Origin of the sequence: Butyricimonas muris (assembly GCF_046365375.1) — a bacterium.
In the GTDB taxonomy this organism is placed as follows: Bacteria; Bacteroidota; Bacteroidia; order Bacteroidales; family Marinifilaceae; genus Butyricimonas; species Butyricimonas muris.
On record NZ_JBKEIT010000005.1, the window covers coordinates 230,675 to 249,229 of the forward strand.

Genomic DNA, 18,555 nt, shown 5'->3' on the forward strand with positions numbered 1-18,555 from the left:
GGGTGTCCTGTTTTTAACCTTTCAACCGAAGTAAAACAATCAAACGATCTAAATGAAAGTCAATCGCTCTCTCCAGTTCTCCTTCTGACATATCTTTCAACAAGATATCCCAGTAAAGAGCATAGAACTTGAGATTTCTCATCTCATGTTCCATTCGAGCCTTTAGCTCTTGGTCTGAAAACATTCAAAGAAACTTTTACACTACAAATGTAGATAAACATTTGTTTATCACAAAACATTTGTCGAATTATTTTTATGAATTTGCTATTTTTTCTATCATAGCCAATAATACCGCACACCTCGAAAGCGTAAGATTATCAATCAATTCATTTCACTCCGCGCACTTTTAATAGCCCTTTTCAACGAAGACCGGACGACGAGTCCGTGAAAAGGACGAATCACAAAGAAATAGACTTTCCCCAACCGGTTATTATACTTCACGAGAGTATTCACGTAAACACTCTTGCTGTCACCTACCCGAACCGAGATATACGCGTCCAGATGCTTATCTTTCATCAACATCACGGTTTCCCGTTCATCCTTTGCCAACATTTCAATAAAATGATACTTTCCGCCATTACGTATACAATGTTTGAACTCTTCAAGACTATCTCCTTCCGCCCCTTTCAACCCGACAAATCTCACGAGGAAATTACGTAACTTGAAAAGAACATTCACCCACCCCGGCATATCCGTCCAAAAATGAACCATCAAATCATCGGGTGCAATTGAAATGTTTTCACTCGATATCACACGGAACGAGTCTTTATAATCCGCCGGAAAATATTTCACGGTAAGACTATCGGCTGGGATTTCACTCTTTTTTACTTTCATCATGTCATAATCATTTTACGAAAATACACATTCCCTCTCACAAAAATCACTCCTTATGAATAAATTCACGACTAAAAAATTGATTTTGTACCATTTTTCTCAAACCTTTACACTATTCAACTAAAAATGGTACCATGAAAAAGATCATATTCCTGATTGTTGTTCTATTCAACATCGAAAAGCTAGAGAAAAACAGCTGACATTGACAGATATCAGCTGTTCTAAATTCATCAACACACCCTTATTCCACCGGGATATAAACCTCTGTCACCAAATCCTCCGGTTTCACGTGATCCGGATGATTCAAATACTTCTCGAAACCGGGAGTATTCCCCAGTTTGTATCCCCTTTCGGGTATCCATTTCAGATAGATAGTGTCATAAACAGCATGAAGATTCGAGTACGGTCCCCGGTAACGGAATATGGCATACTTTCCACCGGCGACCTCTTTCACCCCGACTTCTCCTTTCGGTTTCCCGACACGAGGCAACGCCAAGCATACATCCGTACGTAACTTATCCGGTTCCGTCACTTTCGGATCATCGTGATATATACAAAGATGCCCGACTTCCGGTGCGAAAAGATTCTCCTCCCGCACGTGATTCCACAAACGTTGCCACGCGGCGCTATAATCCAGATTAACATACGCTCCCGCCAGTCGCACGTAAATCACTTGCTGGGGTGCCAGTACTTTTTCCTCTATTTCCAACGGTAAATCCGGTCTTAATTCAATAGGTTTCATAATCGTGTAATTTTTATTTTTACGGTATTGATTCGGTGAAATACCATAAAACAGTCTGAAACTCTTTGATAACGACGAGGGAACGTCATACCCCACCCGGAAAGCAATATCCTGTACGGGTAATTCGGAATAGCGCAATAATCGAGCTGCAGTCTCGACACGCATCCTCGTGATGAAAGCCCCGATCGGTTCACCCAAAAAAGCCCGCACGATCCGGTGGAAATGCCAAGGTGAAAAACCGGACATCTCAGACAAGATTCCCAAGTCGATATTCTCACCCAAATGATTGTTGATATACTCCACGATCACGTTGATCCGTTTCACGTATTCCTCCTTTGTCGATAACTTTTGTTCCATAGTTTTTTGTATTTCAACGCAAAAATAACCACCAAAAACAAGACGGACTTTTCCCGGATTGCTAAATTACAAACGATAGCCGGATTCTTTAGAAATAAATAGGAAAACCCTCACCATTCATACTACAAGCTAAAAGGAACTTTCACTCATACAAGAAGTTGGTTGGGTGATACTTCTATCATACACCCATCACACTTCCATGAAACTCCTATCAGCATAGTAAAGCATTGATTATAAACAGATTTTCCAAAAATTCTATTCTCAATCAAATGTATTTTATACCTTTTATAAATAAAAGGCACCCGTGGGAAATGATGCCTTTTACCTCCTAAACAGTCCAGCTTATCTACAGTTCAGCGTGTTCGAACTTAAAATCAAGCCAATAAGTAGCCCGCTTTGCCGTAAACTTCAACACGCAATAAGTGGGGTCATCCTTTCCGCCGGGGAAATGCTGGATAAACCAATCCTGCCATAACGCGTCTTTCTCCGCCTTGTCGGTAACAACCTCGATATCTCCGGTCAGCACGACACTATTGATTTCCTTCTGGAAACACACTCCCGCTTTCGGGTTCACCTCAAAATGTTTTGTTTTCTCGGAATAGGTTCCCGTCGAGAACCAGATCGTGGTAATTCCCTCGTTTTTCACCTTGGACATGGGTACCGGACGGGGATAACCATTCTCGTCCACGGATGCCAGCACCACGCTATCACACTGTTCCAACAATAATTCCGCCTTACGTTTAAATTCTTCCATTTTCAATACATTTAAAAATTATACTTGCAAATATAAGAGAGGGAACACTCTAATCTCTTGTAAAAAATCGACTTTTACCCGTCTAAATATGTAATCGGAATACCTTTCGGCAAAGAGGCAAACACGGAAGGCGGACTTCCGGACAATCGCTTGAATTCTTTTACCAGATGCGACTGATCATAATAACCACAATCTATCGCCACGGAGAAAAGATTGTCACGAGTTACTTGACGCAACACATCCATGGTGCGGCGAAATCTCACGATACGGGTATATTCTTTCGGGGTATACCCGGTCGCGTGCTTAAAACGACGTTCAAAATGCCGTTGACACAAACAAACTTGCTCCATGAGTTCCCGCACGGGAATTTTTCCATCCGCTTGATGCATCAACCCGACCGCCCGCGCCACCTGCTTATCCACCTCCCCGGAATAACGTAAACAAAACAACAAATATCTCTCGATTATCAGCAAACGTTCCTTCAAGGTGTTCTTCTCCCTCAAAATTGCAGCAAAACCAGCGTTAAACAAAACATCCAAATCCGGTAGAAACACCCGCTGATCGGTAAACTCACTCATGGGAATCTTCGTGAAAACGGTCAACCCACAGGGAGTAAACCTCACCCCGATCAAGTGTATCATCTCGGAACAAACCTGCAATTCGGAATACGCCCGCATGGGACCGACAAAATAAGCCTGCATACCTCCTATCTTCATCCCGTTTTGATCTGCCAAGTTAGCCGACTCATCCAGATTAAATATAAAATCAGTACACCCGTCCGGCAAAATTTTAATGCGCTCCTCCGGCTCTAACGTACCCTCCATCACCCAATACTTATCTATATAGGGTGCCAATATTTCATGAGGCTGATATTCTTTATACATCGGTTGGTCTATATATCGGTTTCTCCAAAAACAAATCTACACAAAAAAATCCGGACTATCCACATGATTCCACGCCAATACTGGGGAGAAATTCCACACGTGAGGCAATTAATTCCCCATATTCCACAATATCACGAATCGACACATTCGCTGTATATCAGTCATTTAAATATAATAAAATACCATGGCATACCAGTTGTTTTATTTAAGACATAGAATAAAACATCAAAAACAAAAAAACTATGAGAACGTTTATCTTTTTAACGATTAGTCTGTTTTCTATCGCTTTTCTGGGCAGTTGCGTGGAAAGTTCACAAAAATATAAATCAGCGTTAGCGAAAATTGATTCACTACAAGCCATCAGCAACACTCAAGGCGATGAAATGGAGAAATTACTGACCGATCTAAATGACATTTCAGCCGGAATGCAATCTATCCGGGAAGCGGAACATATTCTTGCTGTTGAAGCACAAAGCGACAGCAAGAGTAACAAGAGCAAAGCACAAATCACCGCTTTAAAGAACGACGTGCAAGCCTTGGCGGACGCTATTGAAGGTTACAAGACTCAAATAGCCAAGTTGGAAAAATCCAACAAAAGCCAATCGGCACAATTCAAGAAATTGATCGCCGGACTGAACGAAGAATTGGCTATCCGCGACCAAAAACTCAACGAACTCAACCAAGTTCTCGCCGCAAGAGAGAAAGAACTGGGTATCAAAACGAAACAAATTGCAGAATTGAATCAAAACGTGGAGAACCTGCAACAAGAATCAACCTCACAAAAAGAAACGATCTCTCAACAGGATCAAACGATGAACACCGTTCACTACTTGTTAGGTTCCAGAAAAAACCTGAGAGATGCCAACGTGATCACACGGCAAGGAATCTTTTGCCCGCCAATCGTATCCACCCAAGCACAAAACGCTGCATTCGTGGACGGTGATATGCGCGAGTTGACCACGATAGCGTTGAACTCCAAGAAAGCAAAAATCCTTTCCGTTCACCCAAGCGATTCATACGCCGTGGAAGAGGGAAACGACGGTATGCAAACCTTGAAAATCAGCAACCCGAGTGCATTCTGGAAACAAACCAAATACTTGGTAGTGATGATTAACGAGTAACTTCAAATTCACACACTCATATACACACAACACACACAGGCAAGGTGCTCCGGATTCTCCGGGGCATCTTTTTTTTATTTGCATCTTCTCGTATTTTTTCAGAACTTTGTACACGACACGAAAAGAAAAGACTATGAAAATGCTCCTTCTCATCTCATTATGCTTGTTTATGGAAAACGAACCAGATTTCGTGAAGCAACAAAAAAAATATCCCCGCGTGCGGAATGCTTACCAAGAAAAAGAAACTTTGTTAAGACAACGATTACAAGATGCAGGGTTATCGTTTGACAATATACATATCCTTATCACGGCTTATAAACAGGAAGAGAGCTTGACGGTCTACGCTAAAGCACCTAAAGACTCCGTGTACAAGAAAATCACGACCTATCGCATCTGCGCCCGCTCCGGTCGCTTAGGCCCTAAACGCCGCCAAGGTGATCTCCAAGTACCGGAAGGCTTCTATCACATCAGCCATTTCAACCCTGCCAGCAATTACCACCTTTCACTGATGATAAACTACCCGAACCGGTCGGACAGACTGAAGAGCAAAGCATCAAACCTCGGGGGAAGTATTTGCATTCACGGCAATTGTGTCACGATCGGATGTCTCCCGATGACCGATAATCATATTAAAGAGATATACCTGTACGCCGTGCAGGCACGTCAGAACGGGCAAAAGAATATCCCCGTCTATATATTCCCTTTCAAATTCTCGGACAAGAACGTGGTGCGATACAGGGAAACCTACAAAGCGTATCCCGACTTGCTTGACTTCTGGGACAATCTGCGTTCCGGACACGATCTGTTTATCAAAGACTTAAAAGAATTGAATGTTTCCGTCGACCGCCTTGGTAATTATCTATTCGCGAAATAGAATAACCTATCCTTAAAATCACTACCTTAGCGTGCAATTACAAAAAGGAGAAAGCAATATGCTATTTAACAAGAACGAACAAAAACTTTCCCCGGAAATCGAGGAAAAACTGAAATACTATCGTCGTCAGGGACACGTCGTTCCTCCCCGGAAAATCATCAAAAATGCAGAACAGATAGAAGGTATCCGGGAGAGTGCCAAGATCAATACCGCCGTGCTTGACCACGTGGCGGCACATATCCACGAGGGAATGTCCACCGAAGACATCAACACGCTGGTCTACGATTTCACCGTGGCACACGGGGCTATCCCGGCACCGTTGAATTACGAGGGATTTCCCAAAAGCGTGTGCACCTCGATCAACGAGGAAGTTTGCCACGGCATCCCGAGCAAAGACGTAATTCTGCGCGACGGGGATATTATCAACGTCGATGTTTCCACCATCTATAACGATTACTTTTCCGACGCCTCCCGTATGTTCATGATTGGCAACGTTTCGGAAGCCAAACAGCGCCTAGTGCAAGTCACGAAAGAATGTCTTGAAAGAGGAATCGAGGCTACCAAACCATGGGGATTCCTCGGTGACATCGGTGCCATCATCCAAGCCCACGCCGAAAACAACGGTTATACCGTGGTACGGGAATTTTGCGGGCACGGGGTAGGACTGAAATTCCACGAGATACCCGAAGTGGAACACGTGGGACGCAAAGGCACGGGAATGCTCCTCGTACCCGGCATGATTTTTACCATTGAACCCATGATTAACATGGGAAAAGCGGATATATTCATAGACGAGGAGAACGATTGGACAGTCATTACCGAAGACGAACAACCGTCCGCCCAATGGGAAAATACCGTCTTGATCACCGAAACGGGAATAGAAATATTAACATGGTAAGCTCCTACACATGGCTTCCGAACAGATAGACTCCCCGCTCGTCGACTTACTCCGGCAATACAAGTTATTGCAACAGGAATACGAATGCGAGAAGGAGATGTTTTATCAACAAACCCAACGAGCCGGAATACCGAAACGTATCCGGCAAGGCGTGTGTTGGTACCCGGTAGCCCCCAGACGAAGCTACTACAACTCGTTAAACCAGTTGGTCGTTGAGATCAATCGTGACGAGAATGACGAAACGGAACACAATTTCGAATACGGTCGTCCGGTTTGCTTTTTCAAGTTTGACGATGCCGGGCAATTACGCTATTTCAATTTCTCGGCAACTATCAGCTACGTGCACGAGAACACGATGCTGGTCGCGTTGCCTCATCCCGATGCCTTGCTGGACGTACAAAACGCCCGCGAATTGGGCGTTCAATTGTATTTCGACGGTACTTCATACAAGACCATGTTTGCCGCGTTGACCGAAGTCATGGAAGCAAAGAACAACCGTTTGGCACACTTGCGGGAAGTACTTCTCGGCGGCATCACCCCGCAACAACGGGAAATTCTCCCGACACGCCTCATGTGGCTGAACCCTTCGCAGGAAAAAGCGGTCAATCGGGTACTCCGTGCCAAGGAAGTTGCCGTCGTACACGGTCCCCCCGGAACGGGCAAAACGACAACCCTAGTAGAAGCCGTGTACGAAACACTGCGTCGGGAAAACCAAGTACTGGTATGCGCCCAAAGCAACACGGCAGTAGACTGGATAGCCGAGAAGTTAGTAGACCGGGGGGTAAACGTCATGCGAATCGGTAACCCGACACGGGTAAACGACAAAATGCTCGCGTTCACGTACGAACGCCGGTTCGAATCACACCCCTCCTACCCGACGTTACGCTCCGTCCGAAGTGCCATACGGGAAGCAATAGCTCGAGTCAAACGCTTGAAAGGAAACAAAAAAGAATCGGAACGCTCCCGCTTAAATCGCCTGCGTGATCAAGCCATTGAACTGGAAATCAAAATCGACGCCCAACTCTTCGGGGAAGCCCGCGTGATAGCCTGCACTCTGGTAGGTTCCGCAAACAAGATATTGAACGGGAAAACATTTTCCACCCTTTTTATCGACGAGGCGGCACAAGCCCTCGAAGCCGCTTGCTGGATAGCTATCACCAAAGCCAACCGGGTCGTATTTGCCGGAGATCATTACCAACTCCCGCCCACGATCAAATGTATCGAGGCGGCACGAGGCGGATTAGACCGGACTTTGATACAAAAAATTTCCCGACGGAAACCGGAAACTGTTTCCATGCTCGAAATCCAATACCGGATGCACGAGGACATCATGCATTTCCCGTCAAAATGGTTCTACCGGGGACGCCTGCAAGCCGCTCCCGAGGTGAGCCACCGCAATATCCTCGAGTTCGACACCCCCGTCGAGTGGTTCGACACGGCACGACTCGAACTTTCGGAAGACCGTGTAAACGAAACCTTCGGGCGTATCAACAAGCCGGAGGCAGAATTATTGGTACAACAATTACAAGAGTATATCGAGAAAATCGGGATAGAACGAGTTTTAGACGAAAGAATTGACTTCGGACTAATCTCTCCATACCGGGTGCAAGTGCAATACATCCGCCAACTCATCAAGCACAACCGTTTCTTTCATCCCTTGAAAAGCCTTATTACCATTCACACCGTCGACGGTTTCCAAGGTCAAGAACGGGATGTCATTCTCATCAGCCTCGTCCGTGCCAACGAAGACGGCAACATCGGGTTTCTCAATGACCTGCGTCGCATGAATGTCGCTATCACCCGGGCCCGCGTAAAACTTATCATACTCGGCGATGCCCCAACCCTCACCCGCCACGCTTTCTACAAAGCATTGTATGAATATATCGGGGAGAGAGGGAAAATAATCAATCTATAAATTGACACCCCAACTTCAATAATTCCAAACAAAAAGAGGGCCGTGGAAATCAGCCCTCTAATTCAAAAACAACAACTAGACTCAACAAATCACTTGTTTTAAATTACTAACCCAAGTATCTATTCTTTTATCTGTCAACTCGGACTCGTTCGCCTCGTCCAACGGTAATCCCACGAAACGACCGTCCACGCACGCGACAGAATCATCATAACTATACCCGTCAGCATCCACGCTACCGATAAACTCACATCCTGTCCCTTGAAGTTCATTGTAAATAATACCGATTGCATCACAGAAAGAACCACCAAACGACATACCGTCCCCGCAACCGAATATCGCAACCATCTTGCCGGACAAATTCTTACCTTTCAACTTATCGAGAAAAACACCCCAATCATCCTGCAACTCACCGATTCCCCAAGTTGAACTACCCAACAACAAAACATCATATTTATCCACTTCGTCCACTTTCGTGTTACCCACGTTAAACACATTTGTTGTACCCAAGCGAGAAGCAATCGCTTCCGCAACTCCTTCTGTTGCCCCGGTCGTGGAGCCATAAAATATTCCTATCGTTTTCATCTTCATCTTTCTTTTTTGTTCATGACAAAGATACCCCCTTCCACAACCCCGTGAAATCCCTATAAATAGCTAAATTTTACCGGCACTATCCCTACATGGCGGTAGTTGTCCGTTTTAAAGCAAAAGCAACCCGTATTCCCGAAGCACTTGCATTTCCTTACCATACCAAAACGGCAGGAAATCCTCGTGAATAGCCGTTTCGTAATCCAGATAAAAATCTTTCAGCAAATAAGGCTCTCCAACATCCGCGCTTATCCGGGAAAAGATATCATGCAGAAAAACGGCAGTTTCTTTTTTTATCTTCAAATGAATATCCCGCGTAGTATCATGGAGCGTCAACACGATTTTCCCCTTTTTCACGATCTCCGCACCGAACTCGACCTCTCCCCCGATCCAATACAAACGCCGAGGATATAAATTCTCCACAGATTCGCTCGCCTCCATTTGCTGTTCCACGAAACGAGGCGATACACTTGAAACAGGAATTTTAAAATCAAACCATTTCTGCAAGGGTAAATCAAACCCCACGCCTCGCATATAATTATATAAAGAACGACTCAAACCGTCACCCAACCGTTCATGATCACCTCCCTCCAAATCCTCGAAAGCCACATCATTGCGGGCAAACCCACCGAAAGGCGGTTCCGTCACCCGTGTACCGAAAAGCCCCGGTGCCTGTCCGACCGGGCTATGCGCCGTCATGGCAAAACGATGCCAGAAACCGGATTGAATCAACCCACGCTCAAACATCTGCCGCACGACTTCCAGCGAATCGACCGTTTCTCTCGCGGTCTCCGAGGGGAAACCGTACATCAAATAAGTATGCACCATAATTCCGGCTCGTGTAAAATGATCCGTCGTCCGTATCAATTGAGGCAATGTCACACCTTTATTGATCAATGCCAACACCCGTTCGGATGCCACTTCAACCCCGCCCGACACGGCGATACAGCCCGATGCCTTCAATAACCTGCATAAATCCGCCGTGAAAGCCCGCTCGAAACGGATATTCCCCCACCACACGACAGTCAAACGCCGCCTCAATATCTCCAATGCCATTTCCCGCAACAACATAGGAGGTGCCGCCTCGTCCACGAAATGAAAACCGCCCTCCCCCGTCTGTTCCGTCATTCTCTCCATCCTGTCCACGATAGTTTTCACCTCGTTCGGTTCATAGCGTCGGATATAGTCCAACGTACCGTCGCAAAAGCTACACTTTCCCCAGTAACACCCGTGAGCCAATGTCAATTTATTCCATCTCCCGTCACTCCATAACTTATGCATCGGGTTAATTATCTCGATCACGGAAATATACCGATCGAGGAACAACCCCGAATAATCGGGAATCCCGACTTCCCTTTGAGGAATAATCGCCGCCGCAACATCGTCGTGATACACCACACTCCCGTCCTGTAACATAAACGTACGCACCAACCCGCTCTCGTCCAACCCTCCCCGCACGTGTTCAATCAAACGTGAAATCGGCAACTCCCCGTCATCCAACAATAAATAATCGGTATACGCGAAGAAACGGGCATCTGTCAGCGAACGCAATTCCGTGTTGGCAAAACCGCCTCCCATGGCAACCGTCACCCCGGGATAATGCTTTTTAATCCATTCCCCGCATCGCAAAGCACTGTACAAATTCCCCGGAAAAGGAATAGTCACCGCCACGATATCCGGGTGATAAGCCTCCATTTTCTCGGTCAGCAATCCCGTGAGATATCTATCCGTGAAACTCAACGGCTTTGCCAGCTCGGCAGCCAATTCATCAAACGATGAAGCCGAACGTCCCAAATGCTCGGCATAACGGCTGAATCCGAAATTCCCGTCCACGGATTCTTTCAAGAAATCCGACAAGTCTTCCAGATATAGCGTCGCCAGATAGCGGGCTTTATCTTCCATCCCCATCATCCCGAATGCCCATTCCATATCCTCCGTCTGCCCGAATCTCCCCGCTCTCGGCAAAAAACTTTCTTCACATATCGAATAAGCCAACGTGCGGTTCTTCCCTTGTAAAAAAGCAATCACCGCATCAATCGTGCGGGTATACTCTTTCCTCAAAGCATAAATCCGCTTTCCATTGTTTGATAAAGACTGTTCCCCCGCCTTCTCGAAAAGTTCCGTCAATCCCCGGGAAGAAAATATACCCAAAATAACCTCCAGACTCAAATCAACCTGTGCGGTCGGGATTCCCCTCGTGTTCAGGAAACCTTTCAAGTACATCATCGAGGGATATGGCGTGTTCAATTGCGTGAACGGAGGTGTCACTAACAACACCGGGGAAGAATTATTCATAATCATCATTTTATACTTAAACAAATGTACGCTTTTTTTATTCTAAGCCAAAATTTAGGATGTATCACATTTTTTTTATAATTTGGCAAACAATAAAAATAACTAACAATTTTGACTATCATGAGTAAAAAAGAAAAAAGTATCGAACTACTAAACAGGGCGGTAGGCGATGAATTGCTTGCTGTACACCAGTACATGTATTTCCATTTCCGTTGCGATGATATGGGGTATGACTTATTATCCGGTCTTTTCAAACGTACCGCCATTCAAGAAATGATGCACGTGGAGCAACTTGCCGAGCGTATCCTGTTCTTGAAAGGGGAAGTTGAAATGAAAGTTTCCGGCGACGTGAAGAAAATTCACGAACCCAAAGAGATGCTGGAACTCGCTACCGCCATGGAAGTCGGCAGCGTGAACGATTATAACGCTTGGGCAAAAGAATGCGCTGAAAACGCTGATGCCGTATCAAAGAAATTATTTGAAGCTTTGGTAGCCGAGGAAGAAGTTCATCAAGACCAATACGAAACAGAATTGGACAACCTTGAGAAATTCGGGGCTAACTATTTGGCTTTACAATCCGTTGAACGCAGTAAAAGTGTGGCCACTGGGACTGCTCCCAAGGGAGAATAACTTACAAGAAAAAGCGACTCAGAACGGGTCGCTTTTCTTTATTTCCGGTTTTACCAGAATCCTCAAAGACTGATCGTAAGTAACGTAACTCCACATCCAGTTGATCAGAATAAAAAGACGGTTCTTCACCCCGACGATACTCATCAAGTGAACCAACAACCACAACAGCCAAGCGAAGAATCCCCGGAAACGCACCTTGGATAATTCCGCCACGGCATCGTTTCTCCCGATTGTAGCCATAGAACCTTTATTCTTGTATTTAAAAGGACGAAGGGGTTTGCCCTTGATCATACTTCGTAAATTATTTGCCAGTAAACCGGCTTGCTGTATCGAGGGTTGCACCACTTGAGGGTGCCCGTTGGGATAATCCGTGGTAATCATCAATGCCGTATCGCCCAACGCGAACACATCAGCCATTCCCTTTACCCGGTTAAACTCATCCACGAGCAATCGATTTCCCCGCCCGTAAGCTTCTCGCGGCAGTCCCGGCAAACTATTCGCCTTTACCCCGGCTACCCAAAAGACATTATTTGTCACGATCTGCTGCCCGTCAACAAAGGTCAACTTCTCCCCGTCATACTCCTTTACCAACTTTTTCAACAAAATCTCCACGTGCATACTTGACAGACTACGGGCAACCTCCAACGAGGACTTTTCCGAAAAAGCGTTCAACAAACGCTCACCCCCATCTACCAAAAGAATCCTCATCTCATCCCAATCCAATTCCGGGTAGTCTTTCGGGAGCATAAACTTTTTCATCTCCGCCAACGCCCCGGCAAGCTCGATACCGGTAGCCCCACCCCCGACAATAACGAATGTCAACCACCGTTTACGAGTATCATCATCCGCGCTATTCAATGCTTTCTCGAAACTCTCGATCACCCGGTTACGATTGAACAAAGCATCCGACGTTGTTTTCAACTGCATCGTCCGATCCGCCAAAGTAGAGTCACCAAAGAAATTTGTACCTGCACCCGTGGCTATCACCAGATAATCATAAGAAATCTTACCTATTGATGTTTCTATACAATTCTTTTCCGAAACCACTTTCTCTACCGTGCACATCCGAATGTGGAAATCATGACGATACTTGAATATCTTCCGGAAAGGAAAAGAAATCGCACTGGGCTCTATCCCCGAAGTAGCCACTTGGTACAATAAAGGCTGAAAAAGATGATAATTGTTTTTATCCAACAACACTACTTGAAAATCACGATCATTCAATTTACGAGCCAATTTCAACCCACCGAAACCTCCACCCACGATCACAACCCGTTTCTTTGTTCCCTGATCCGAGATATTACTAATTGCATCCATAATTACAACTTATTTTCACAGTTGTACGAATAGATGCGAAGAAACGTTGCGTTATATTTTGGTTTATAAAGTTCATAAGATTTATAAACCTTATGAACTTTATAACTTATTAAAACCGGTAAGCCAATCCAATGGAAGGAGTAAATGCCGTGGATTTATACTTTCCACCAAACGTATCTATTACCCCCGGCGTAACCACATTTTCATAGGAATATTTCGCGTTCTTACTGAAACCTTGTATATACAAAAATGCCAAATCTATTTGCAAATTCTTATATGGTTCAAAAGTCAACCCGGCGGAAAAACCCAATTTATTCATTCCGGGAGTTTCCGGATTGTAAAAGTTTTTACGAATCGGACTTTGGTCATAATAAATTCCTGCTCGAAGATCCAATCGCTCTGTTGCTTTATAGCTCGCTCCAATTCGATAGGTCATTGTCGTTTTGTAATTTTTTTCCGCCTTGATCGGTTTAATTCCTAATTCAGCCTCGTTAAAATAAACATTTAAAGAATCATACGCGTTCCAACCTACCAATTGCAGATCCAACGCTAACTCCCAACGATCCGTGGGACGATAACTTACACCGAGTGTAGTGTTGGAAGGTAAAGGCAATTCCGCATGAAAAGAACCTTGATCATATTTCGGGATCGAAATATTGGGTATATCAACACCCGCTCCTGCCAACATCTCACCATACTTGGAAAGTAACAACTCCATCTGTCCGAACATATTTTCAATATTCCGGTTGGAATAGGTTAATTCAGCATCTCCCTCTTTTACCCGCATCTTAATCTTTGAACGATAAGACAACCCTACCGTCACCTTATCACAAATATCATACATGATACCCACGTTAAAGCCTACCCTCATATGGGCGTTCCCCTCTAAACGAGCATAAGCCGGCGGTACAGTCGTATTTTTCATTAAACCTATCATATTTTGTATAGCCTCCTTTTCTGTTTCGGAAATAGGAAGATGAGGCAAAAGCGAACCTAATTTTTCTTCCATCGTATTCCCCAAGCCTTGAAAATCCTTCACACTCATTAATCCGCGGGAAAGATTCACGTTACCCCAAGCCAATTGCAAACCGACACCGATACTCAACTTATCCGTGATCTTATATGAAAGCGTGGGTTGTATTACATAGGACTTTAAACTAATATCCTGAATCAACGACGCACCTTCCCAATGCTTCGGCCATTTCAAGGAACTCCCGTAAGGAGTCGTCAAACTGATACCCGCTGCCAGATTATCATATATCTTAAATCCCGCGTAAGCGTATAATGGCGTACTCACCGGGTTATCCGTTTTAGCGGAATATCCCGCATTACTATATTTCGCTTTTGCCATCACGGCTGAAATTCCAAGTGAAAAATCCATATTTGTTTTCAAGAACACCAGCCCTGCCGGATTGAAATGCATACTCTCTGCCCCCAACTTCATCCCGACACCCACGTGTCCCATTCCGGTCTGTTTCGTGCTCAACAAATTTACTTGATATCCCTCGGCAAAAACCGACAGGCTCAACATACAAGTCATTACCAATACGACTAATTTCTTCATACAATCTACTTTACATTATTACTCTACTATTCTTCTATAAAATAAAAGATAGTTATTTTTAAAATTAAAGGCACAAAAATAACATTCGCCTCCTCAAGTTGTTTCTACTTTACGGTATGCAATAAAAATTGGTTACCTTTGTACCCAAAATCTATATGCCATGATAACCTTTGAAATAGACACCGAATACATTGAATTAATAAAATTACTGAAAGCCACCCGCATAGCCGAAAGCGGCGCAATGGCAAAGATTCTTGTCGAAAACGGAGAAGTCACTCGCAACGGTGAACTGGAATCCCGTAAACGGGCAAAAATAACGAAAGGCGAAATCATCACCGCCCTCGGACAAAGCATTAAAGTGATATAACAAAGAAGCCGACTGTAAAAACAGTCGACTCCCTCGATATACTCAAAACAATCATTTTTTATGTTTGTACCACTCTTTATTTTCTTCCCCGAACGATGACGCCCATTTCGAAAATTGCGGGTAAGTCACATCAATTCTCTTTCCCTCGTCTTTACTCTTCAAATCTAACGATTCGTTAATAATATGTATCGCGAAAGGGAAATTATTATCCGAAACAAAATAAATTCCTTTCTCCGGATCAGACAAATCATGCCCGTAATGCAACAATTTCGTGTCCATCAAATCGGTCGGTTTGTAATTCGGCAAATGCACTTCGTGCCCCCGTCCCTCGTTCGTGTTCACGATAATAAAAGGATTATAAGGAGGTAACTCCAGTTCATTCGTCTTCGTGGGCACATTCAATGTCATCTTTACCGTGAACGTTCTCTGCTCCTCCGGGGCATTTATCACATCCAAAGCACTGTCAAATAAAATAATCGTGGCATCATTCGGTTGCGCATACTCAAGTCCTTTCGCGTCCTTAGCGAAACGAGATTGCCCCGGGTAAGTGGTTTCAACACTCATACTACCAACTTTATACTTTCTAAACCCGTACTGATACCCGAAACCACTCTGCAATTGTGCCCCGACATTTTTCACTGTCCACGAGTCCTCTACCCGAACCAACAAATTACCTTTATTCAAAAAATGCTTTATATGATATTCAACCACCATATCATTCATATCATAATCGCCTTGATACGGCCAAATATCTTCATAAGCCAAAGTACCCTCGTAAGTCATGGAATATGCCACGCTCCCGTCATTCGGGAATTCATCATCCACATCCGGTACTCCATCCCCGTCAGTATCCGTCATATCCTTACCGTCCGGCATACTTCCGTCATTATATTCCACGTGGTCATCATCCGCGTCAATGGAAAAAATAAAATCACGATACACGGGTGATGAATTAAAATTCTGATCCTCAAGTCCCACGTAACGCACTTTTGTATTGGGATCACGCACGATAATCGTGTGGCTGCGTTGTTCTGTATTCAAACTTGTATTCGAGAACCCGATAGAACGTCCGCGTGCGACATCCACTACCGTATGATTATTAGCGTCGTATCCTCCCGCCAGAATAAACCACCCGATTGTCACTCCCGCCGGGAAAGTTTCCCTCCACTCCTGCTTTACCTCATCCCAATATTTAAGCCGCACGTTATCTCCCAACTGCAAACCACCTTTTTCGGAGAATGTTGCATTCGGGAAAAGGATAATTCTCTGCACTTCTTCCGCTGTCTGTGGCGGATTGTTTGTCGAGTAATAATAATATCCGACCGTATTCGTACGGGTATTCCCGGAATTATTGATAACCACGATATCCACCGTTGCCCCATCCTTTATCACGTTCAAGTTCGCCTCACTATTTTTCACGATATAATCACTCACGTTTGAATCATCCATCTTCAACGTCGCATTCAACATGATTAAACCGTCTGCCGAAATATCTTTTTTTCCGCCCAGATTGGAAGGAACACCTTTATCATTCCAAGTCATACCATCTATCACCTTCATACCTGCCGGATAAGTCGAATGCACGTACCCGTCCTCTCCCGCCCGGGATACCATACTTCTTCCTCTTGAAACCTCCAACGTCTTCACCATAGGCACGGCTATACTCGCCGAATATAAATAAATCTCATTCACGTAAGTCGGTACTTGAACCGTCTCCGAATACTCGCCATTTTCATCCGTGAACCCTCTGAATAACGGTTTCAGATTTTCTTTTTTCACCGTCCTCCCATTTATCGTATCCACGGGATACTCCGCGTAGGCCTCAAAAAACACCTCGTACCCTTTCGGTACATCATACTTCACCTCTGCCGTCAATTTATTTGCCGTACGGAAATCAAAATAATCACCGGAACCTTCAGGAGCCTCTTTTTTCGACAAATCCTTATCAACGCATCCCGCCAATAAAAACAACGAGGCAATAATTCCCAAAACAAACGCCATTCTAAAATTCATAATCAATACTATTTAGTCATATTTCGATACAAATGTACGACATATTTCTCATTTTATATTTATCGCGACAAAGTATTTTTATTCAAACCATTAGACGTACACGATACACAACCACGACCAACACGACAGCAATTACCACGCCACCCCACACGCTCCACACCCAACTCCCAACTCCACTCTTTTTGACCTCATCGACACTTGTATTTTGCTCCAGACCTCTTTTTTCACCGGTAGTCAACTTTACCTTCGTCGTATCCAGATCAGTGATTTTCTCTTTTAGACGGATTCTCGTGTCTATCGTTATTTTCTCGTTCCCAATCGAATCACGTTCCTCCACCCTCCGTATTCTTACATCGAGTAATTTCAATAACTCTGTACTCCGAAACAACTGTGCATCAAGTTGAGAGGAACGCACGACCTCCTCATGCACGACATTTCGAATCCGCATCTTCCGGCTTCCACAAGCCACACACAAAAGAAACACCAAAGAAAAAATCAACCGTTTCATTTTTTAAGTCATTAATAAATTATACCTTTACGCATGCCATGTGGCTCGGCAGTTCATTCGATTGTTCAAAGTTTGACGATTTTCGGACAAGTAAAACGGGAGAATAACTCTCCCGTTTTCTAATACAACCAAACAATCTCCTGCTCATGAATCTCCGAATCATCCGCGTGCACGAAATTTTTCGCGATACCAATCCTTTTGAATCCGGCTTTCAACAACGCCTTCACTATCAAAAAGCGATTCCTTGAAACATCACACCGAATATCAACAGCTCTTCCGAGTGTATGTGCCCCCGTTCCGCTTCTTCCTTTTTCTCTATCCCACTCGCTTGACCGGAAAGCGGATGTCAACACAAAAGGTATTTCAGCAATTTCCCGTGCCGTGTCCAGCTTACTCATCGTCGTTTGCTTCATATTCTGCAACGAACATTCAGGCACACATTGCTGAAACTCTTTTTCTAAAAAATATTTACTTACTACCATAATTCTATTTTTAAAATTCACTTGGAGGCAGCCTATCGGGGCACTTTTGCACGTCACACCTCTTCACCTCTGCCAATTTATTCGCAAGTTCCGAGGAATGCAGCTTATTCAACGTATCAAGGTGTTCCGCCTGCTCTCTCCTCAACTCCCCGTACACGTAATCAACCTTCGCATCCCGTTCTTTCGTCCGGTTATCCGACCGCTCGATCTGCTGCGTCAAATTATTTATAATATTCAAAAGATTCTGTATCTCCATCGAGTCCGCCGAAGCATCCTCCTTCCGTGCATTCGTTTTCCGGTTCACGAAGAACGTAACAATCCACTCTATCGCCTTAAATCCCCCTAATGCCCCCAACAAAGCTAGAAAATCATTCATTTTACACCTCCTCAATAATTAACTTTGACACTCACTTTC

19 protein-coding genes are annotated in these 18,555 nt (G+C 44.5%); 6 read left to right on the forward strand and 13 right to left on the reverse strand.

The window, feature by feature from the left end; all coding sequences use genetic code 11:
- Positions 1-13: 13 nt before the first annotated feature.
- From ACK8P8_RS10300 to ACK8P8_RS10320, 5 genes are all read right to left on the reverse strand, one after another.
- The gene (locus ACK8P8_RS10300; protein WP_369858886.1) at positions 14-184 is read right to left on the reverse strand and encodes a diguanylate cyclase; all 171 of its coding nucleotides are present in this window, start codon (positions 182-184) and stop codon (positions 14-16) included.
- Between the two features lie 137 nt (positions 185-321).
- The gene (locus ACK8P8_RS10305) at positions 322-837 is read right to left on the reverse strand and encodes a DUF2867 domain-containing protein (protein ID WP_369858887.1); all 516 of its coding nucleotides are present in this window, start codon (positions 835-837) and stop codon (positions 322-324) included.
- A 238-nt stretch (positions 838-1,075) separates the two neighbouring features.
- Positions 1,076-1,933, reverse strand: a complete 858-nt coding sequence (locus tag ACK8P8_RS10310; protein WP_186978393.1) for an AraC family transcriptional regulator — start codon at positions 1,931-1,933, stop codon at positions 1,076-1,078.
- A 346-nt stretch (positions 1,934-2,279) separates the two neighbouring features.
- Positions 2,280-2,687 (reverse strand): pyridoxamine 5'-phosphate oxidase family protein, encoded by a 408-nt coding sequence (locus ACK8P8_RS10315; RefSeq protein ID WP_186978394.1) that lies wholly within the window; start codon positions 2,685-2,687, stop codon positions 2,280-2,282.
- Between the two features lie 74 nt (positions 2,688-2,761).
- A complete protein-coding gene (locus ACK8P8_RS10320) occupies positions 2,762-3,571 on the reverse strand; it encodes an AraC family transcriptional regulator (protein WP_186978395.1) in 810 nt (269 codons plus the stop codon).
- 242 nt (positions 3,572-3,813) lie between these two features.
- Between ACK8P8_RS10320 and ACK8P8_RS10325 the strand changes: the two genes are divergently transcribed.
- From ACK8P8_RS10325 to ACK8P8_RS10340, 4 genes are all read left to right on the forward strand, one after another.
- A complete protein-coding gene (locus ACK8P8_RS10325) occupies positions 3,814-4,692 on the forward strand; it encodes a Cbp1 family collagen-binding glycoprotein adhesin (protein WP_099293794.1) in 879 nt (292 codons plus the stop codon).
- Between the two features lie 169 nt (positions 4,693-4,861).
- Entirely contained in the window at positions 4,862-5,566 is a 705-nt protein-coding gene (locus ACK8P8_RS10330) for a L,D-transpeptidase family protein (RefSeq protein ID WP_218014309.1), read from the forward strand.
- 58 nt (positions 5,567-5,624) lie between these two features.
- Complete coding sequence (map, locus tag ACK8P8_RS10335) at positions 5,625-6,464, forward strand: type I methionyl aminopeptidase (RefSeq protein WP_369858888.1); 840 nt, start codon at positions 5,625-5,627, stop codon at positions 6,462-6,464.
- Positions 6,465-6,474: 10 nt separating this feature from the next.
- Positions 6,475-8,379: an AAA domain-containing protein gene (locus ACK8P8_RS10340; protein ID WP_186978398.1), complete on the forward strand. Its 1,905-nt coding sequence runs from the start codon at positions 6,475-6,477 to the stop codon at positions 8,377-8,379.
- 81 nt (positions 8,380-8,460) lie between these two features.
- On the opposite strand, the gene fldA is transcribed toward ACK8P8_RS10340, so the two are convergent.
- Positions 8,461-8,961: a flavodoxin FldA gene (gene fldA, locus ACK8P8_RS10345; protein WP_099294709.1), complete on the reverse strand. Its 501-nt coding sequence runs from the start codon at positions 8,959-8,961 to the stop codon at positions 8,461-8,463.
- 114 nt (positions 8,962-9,075) lie between these two features.
- A complete protein-coding gene (locus ACK8P8_RS10350; protein WP_410025831.1) occupies positions 9,076-11,259 on the reverse strand; it encodes a B12-binding domain-containing radical SAM protein in 2,184 nt (727 codons plus the stop codon).
- Positions 11,260-11,379: 120 nt separating this feature from the next.
- On the opposite strand from ACK8P8_RS10350, the gene ACK8P8_RS10355 reads away from it, so the two are divergent.
- The gene (locus tag ACK8P8_RS10355) at positions 11,380-11,889 is read left to right on the forward strand and encodes a bacterioferritin (protein ID WP_099293800.1); all 510 of its coding nucleotides are present in this window, start codon (positions 11,380-11,382) and stop codon (positions 11,887-11,889) included.
- An 18-nt stretch (positions 11,890-11,907) separates the two neighbouring features.
- On the opposite strand, the gene ACK8P8_RS10360 is transcribed toward ACK8P8_RS10355, so the two are convergent.
- Together ACK8P8_RS10360 and ACK8P8_RS10365 are read right to left on the reverse strand one after the other, a co-directional pair.
- The gene (locus ACK8P8_RS10360; protein ID WP_410025832.1) at positions 11,908-13,206 is read right to left on the reverse strand and encodes an NAD(P)/FAD-dependent oxidoreductase; all 1,299 of its coding nucleotides are present in this window, start codon (positions 13,204-13,206) and stop codon (positions 11,908-11,910) included.
- Between the two features lie 109 nt (positions 13,207-13,315).
- On the reverse strand, positions 13,316-14,770 hold the full coding sequence (locus ACK8P8_RS10365) for an OmpP1/FadL family transporter (RefSeq protein WP_410025833.1): 1,455 nt from the start codon (positions 14,768-14,770) through the stop codon (positions 13,316-13,318).
- Between the two features lie 160 nt (positions 14,771-14,930).
- Between ACK8P8_RS10365 and ACK8P8_RS10370 the strand changes: the two genes are divergently transcribed.
- Positions 14,931-15,137 (forward strand): RNA-binding S4 domain-containing protein, encoded by a 207-nt coding sequence (locus ACK8P8_RS10370; protein WP_410025834.1) that lies wholly within the window; start codon positions 14,931-14,933, stop codon positions 15,135-15,137.
- A gap of 51 nt (positions 15,138-15,188) precedes the next feature.
- On the opposite strand, the gene ACK8P8_RS10375 is transcribed toward ACK8P8_RS10370, so the two are convergent.
- From ACK8P8_RS10375 to ACK8P8_RS10390, 4 genes are all read right to left on the reverse strand, one after another.
- The gene (locus ACK8P8_RS10375) at positions 15,189-17,150 is read right to left on the reverse strand and encodes an LruC domain-containing protein (protein ID WP_410025835.1); all 1,962 of its coding nucleotides are present in this window, start codon (positions 17,148-17,150) and stop codon (positions 15,189-15,191) included.
- Between the two features lie 82 nt (positions 17,151-17,232).
- Positions 17,233-17,658, reverse strand: coding sequence for a hypothetical protein (locus tag ACK8P8_RS10380; RefSeq protein WP_410025836.1), 426 nt, complete (start codon positions 17,656-17,658; stop codon positions 17,233-17,235).
- A 119-nt stretch (positions 17,659-17,777) separates the two neighbouring features.
- Entirely contained in the window at positions 17,778-18,140 is a 363-nt protein-coding gene (locus ACK8P8_RS10385; RefSeq protein WP_410025838.1) for a D-Ala-D-Ala carboxypeptidase family metallohydrolase, read from the reverse strand.
- Between the two features lie 10 nt (positions 18,141-18,150).
- On the reverse strand, positions 18,151-18,516 hold the full coding sequence (locus ACK8P8_RS10390) for a hypothetical protein (protein WP_410025840.1): 366 nt from the start codon (positions 18,514-18,516) through the stop codon (positions 18,151-18,153).
- Positions 18,517-18,555: the final 39 nt, after the last annotated feature.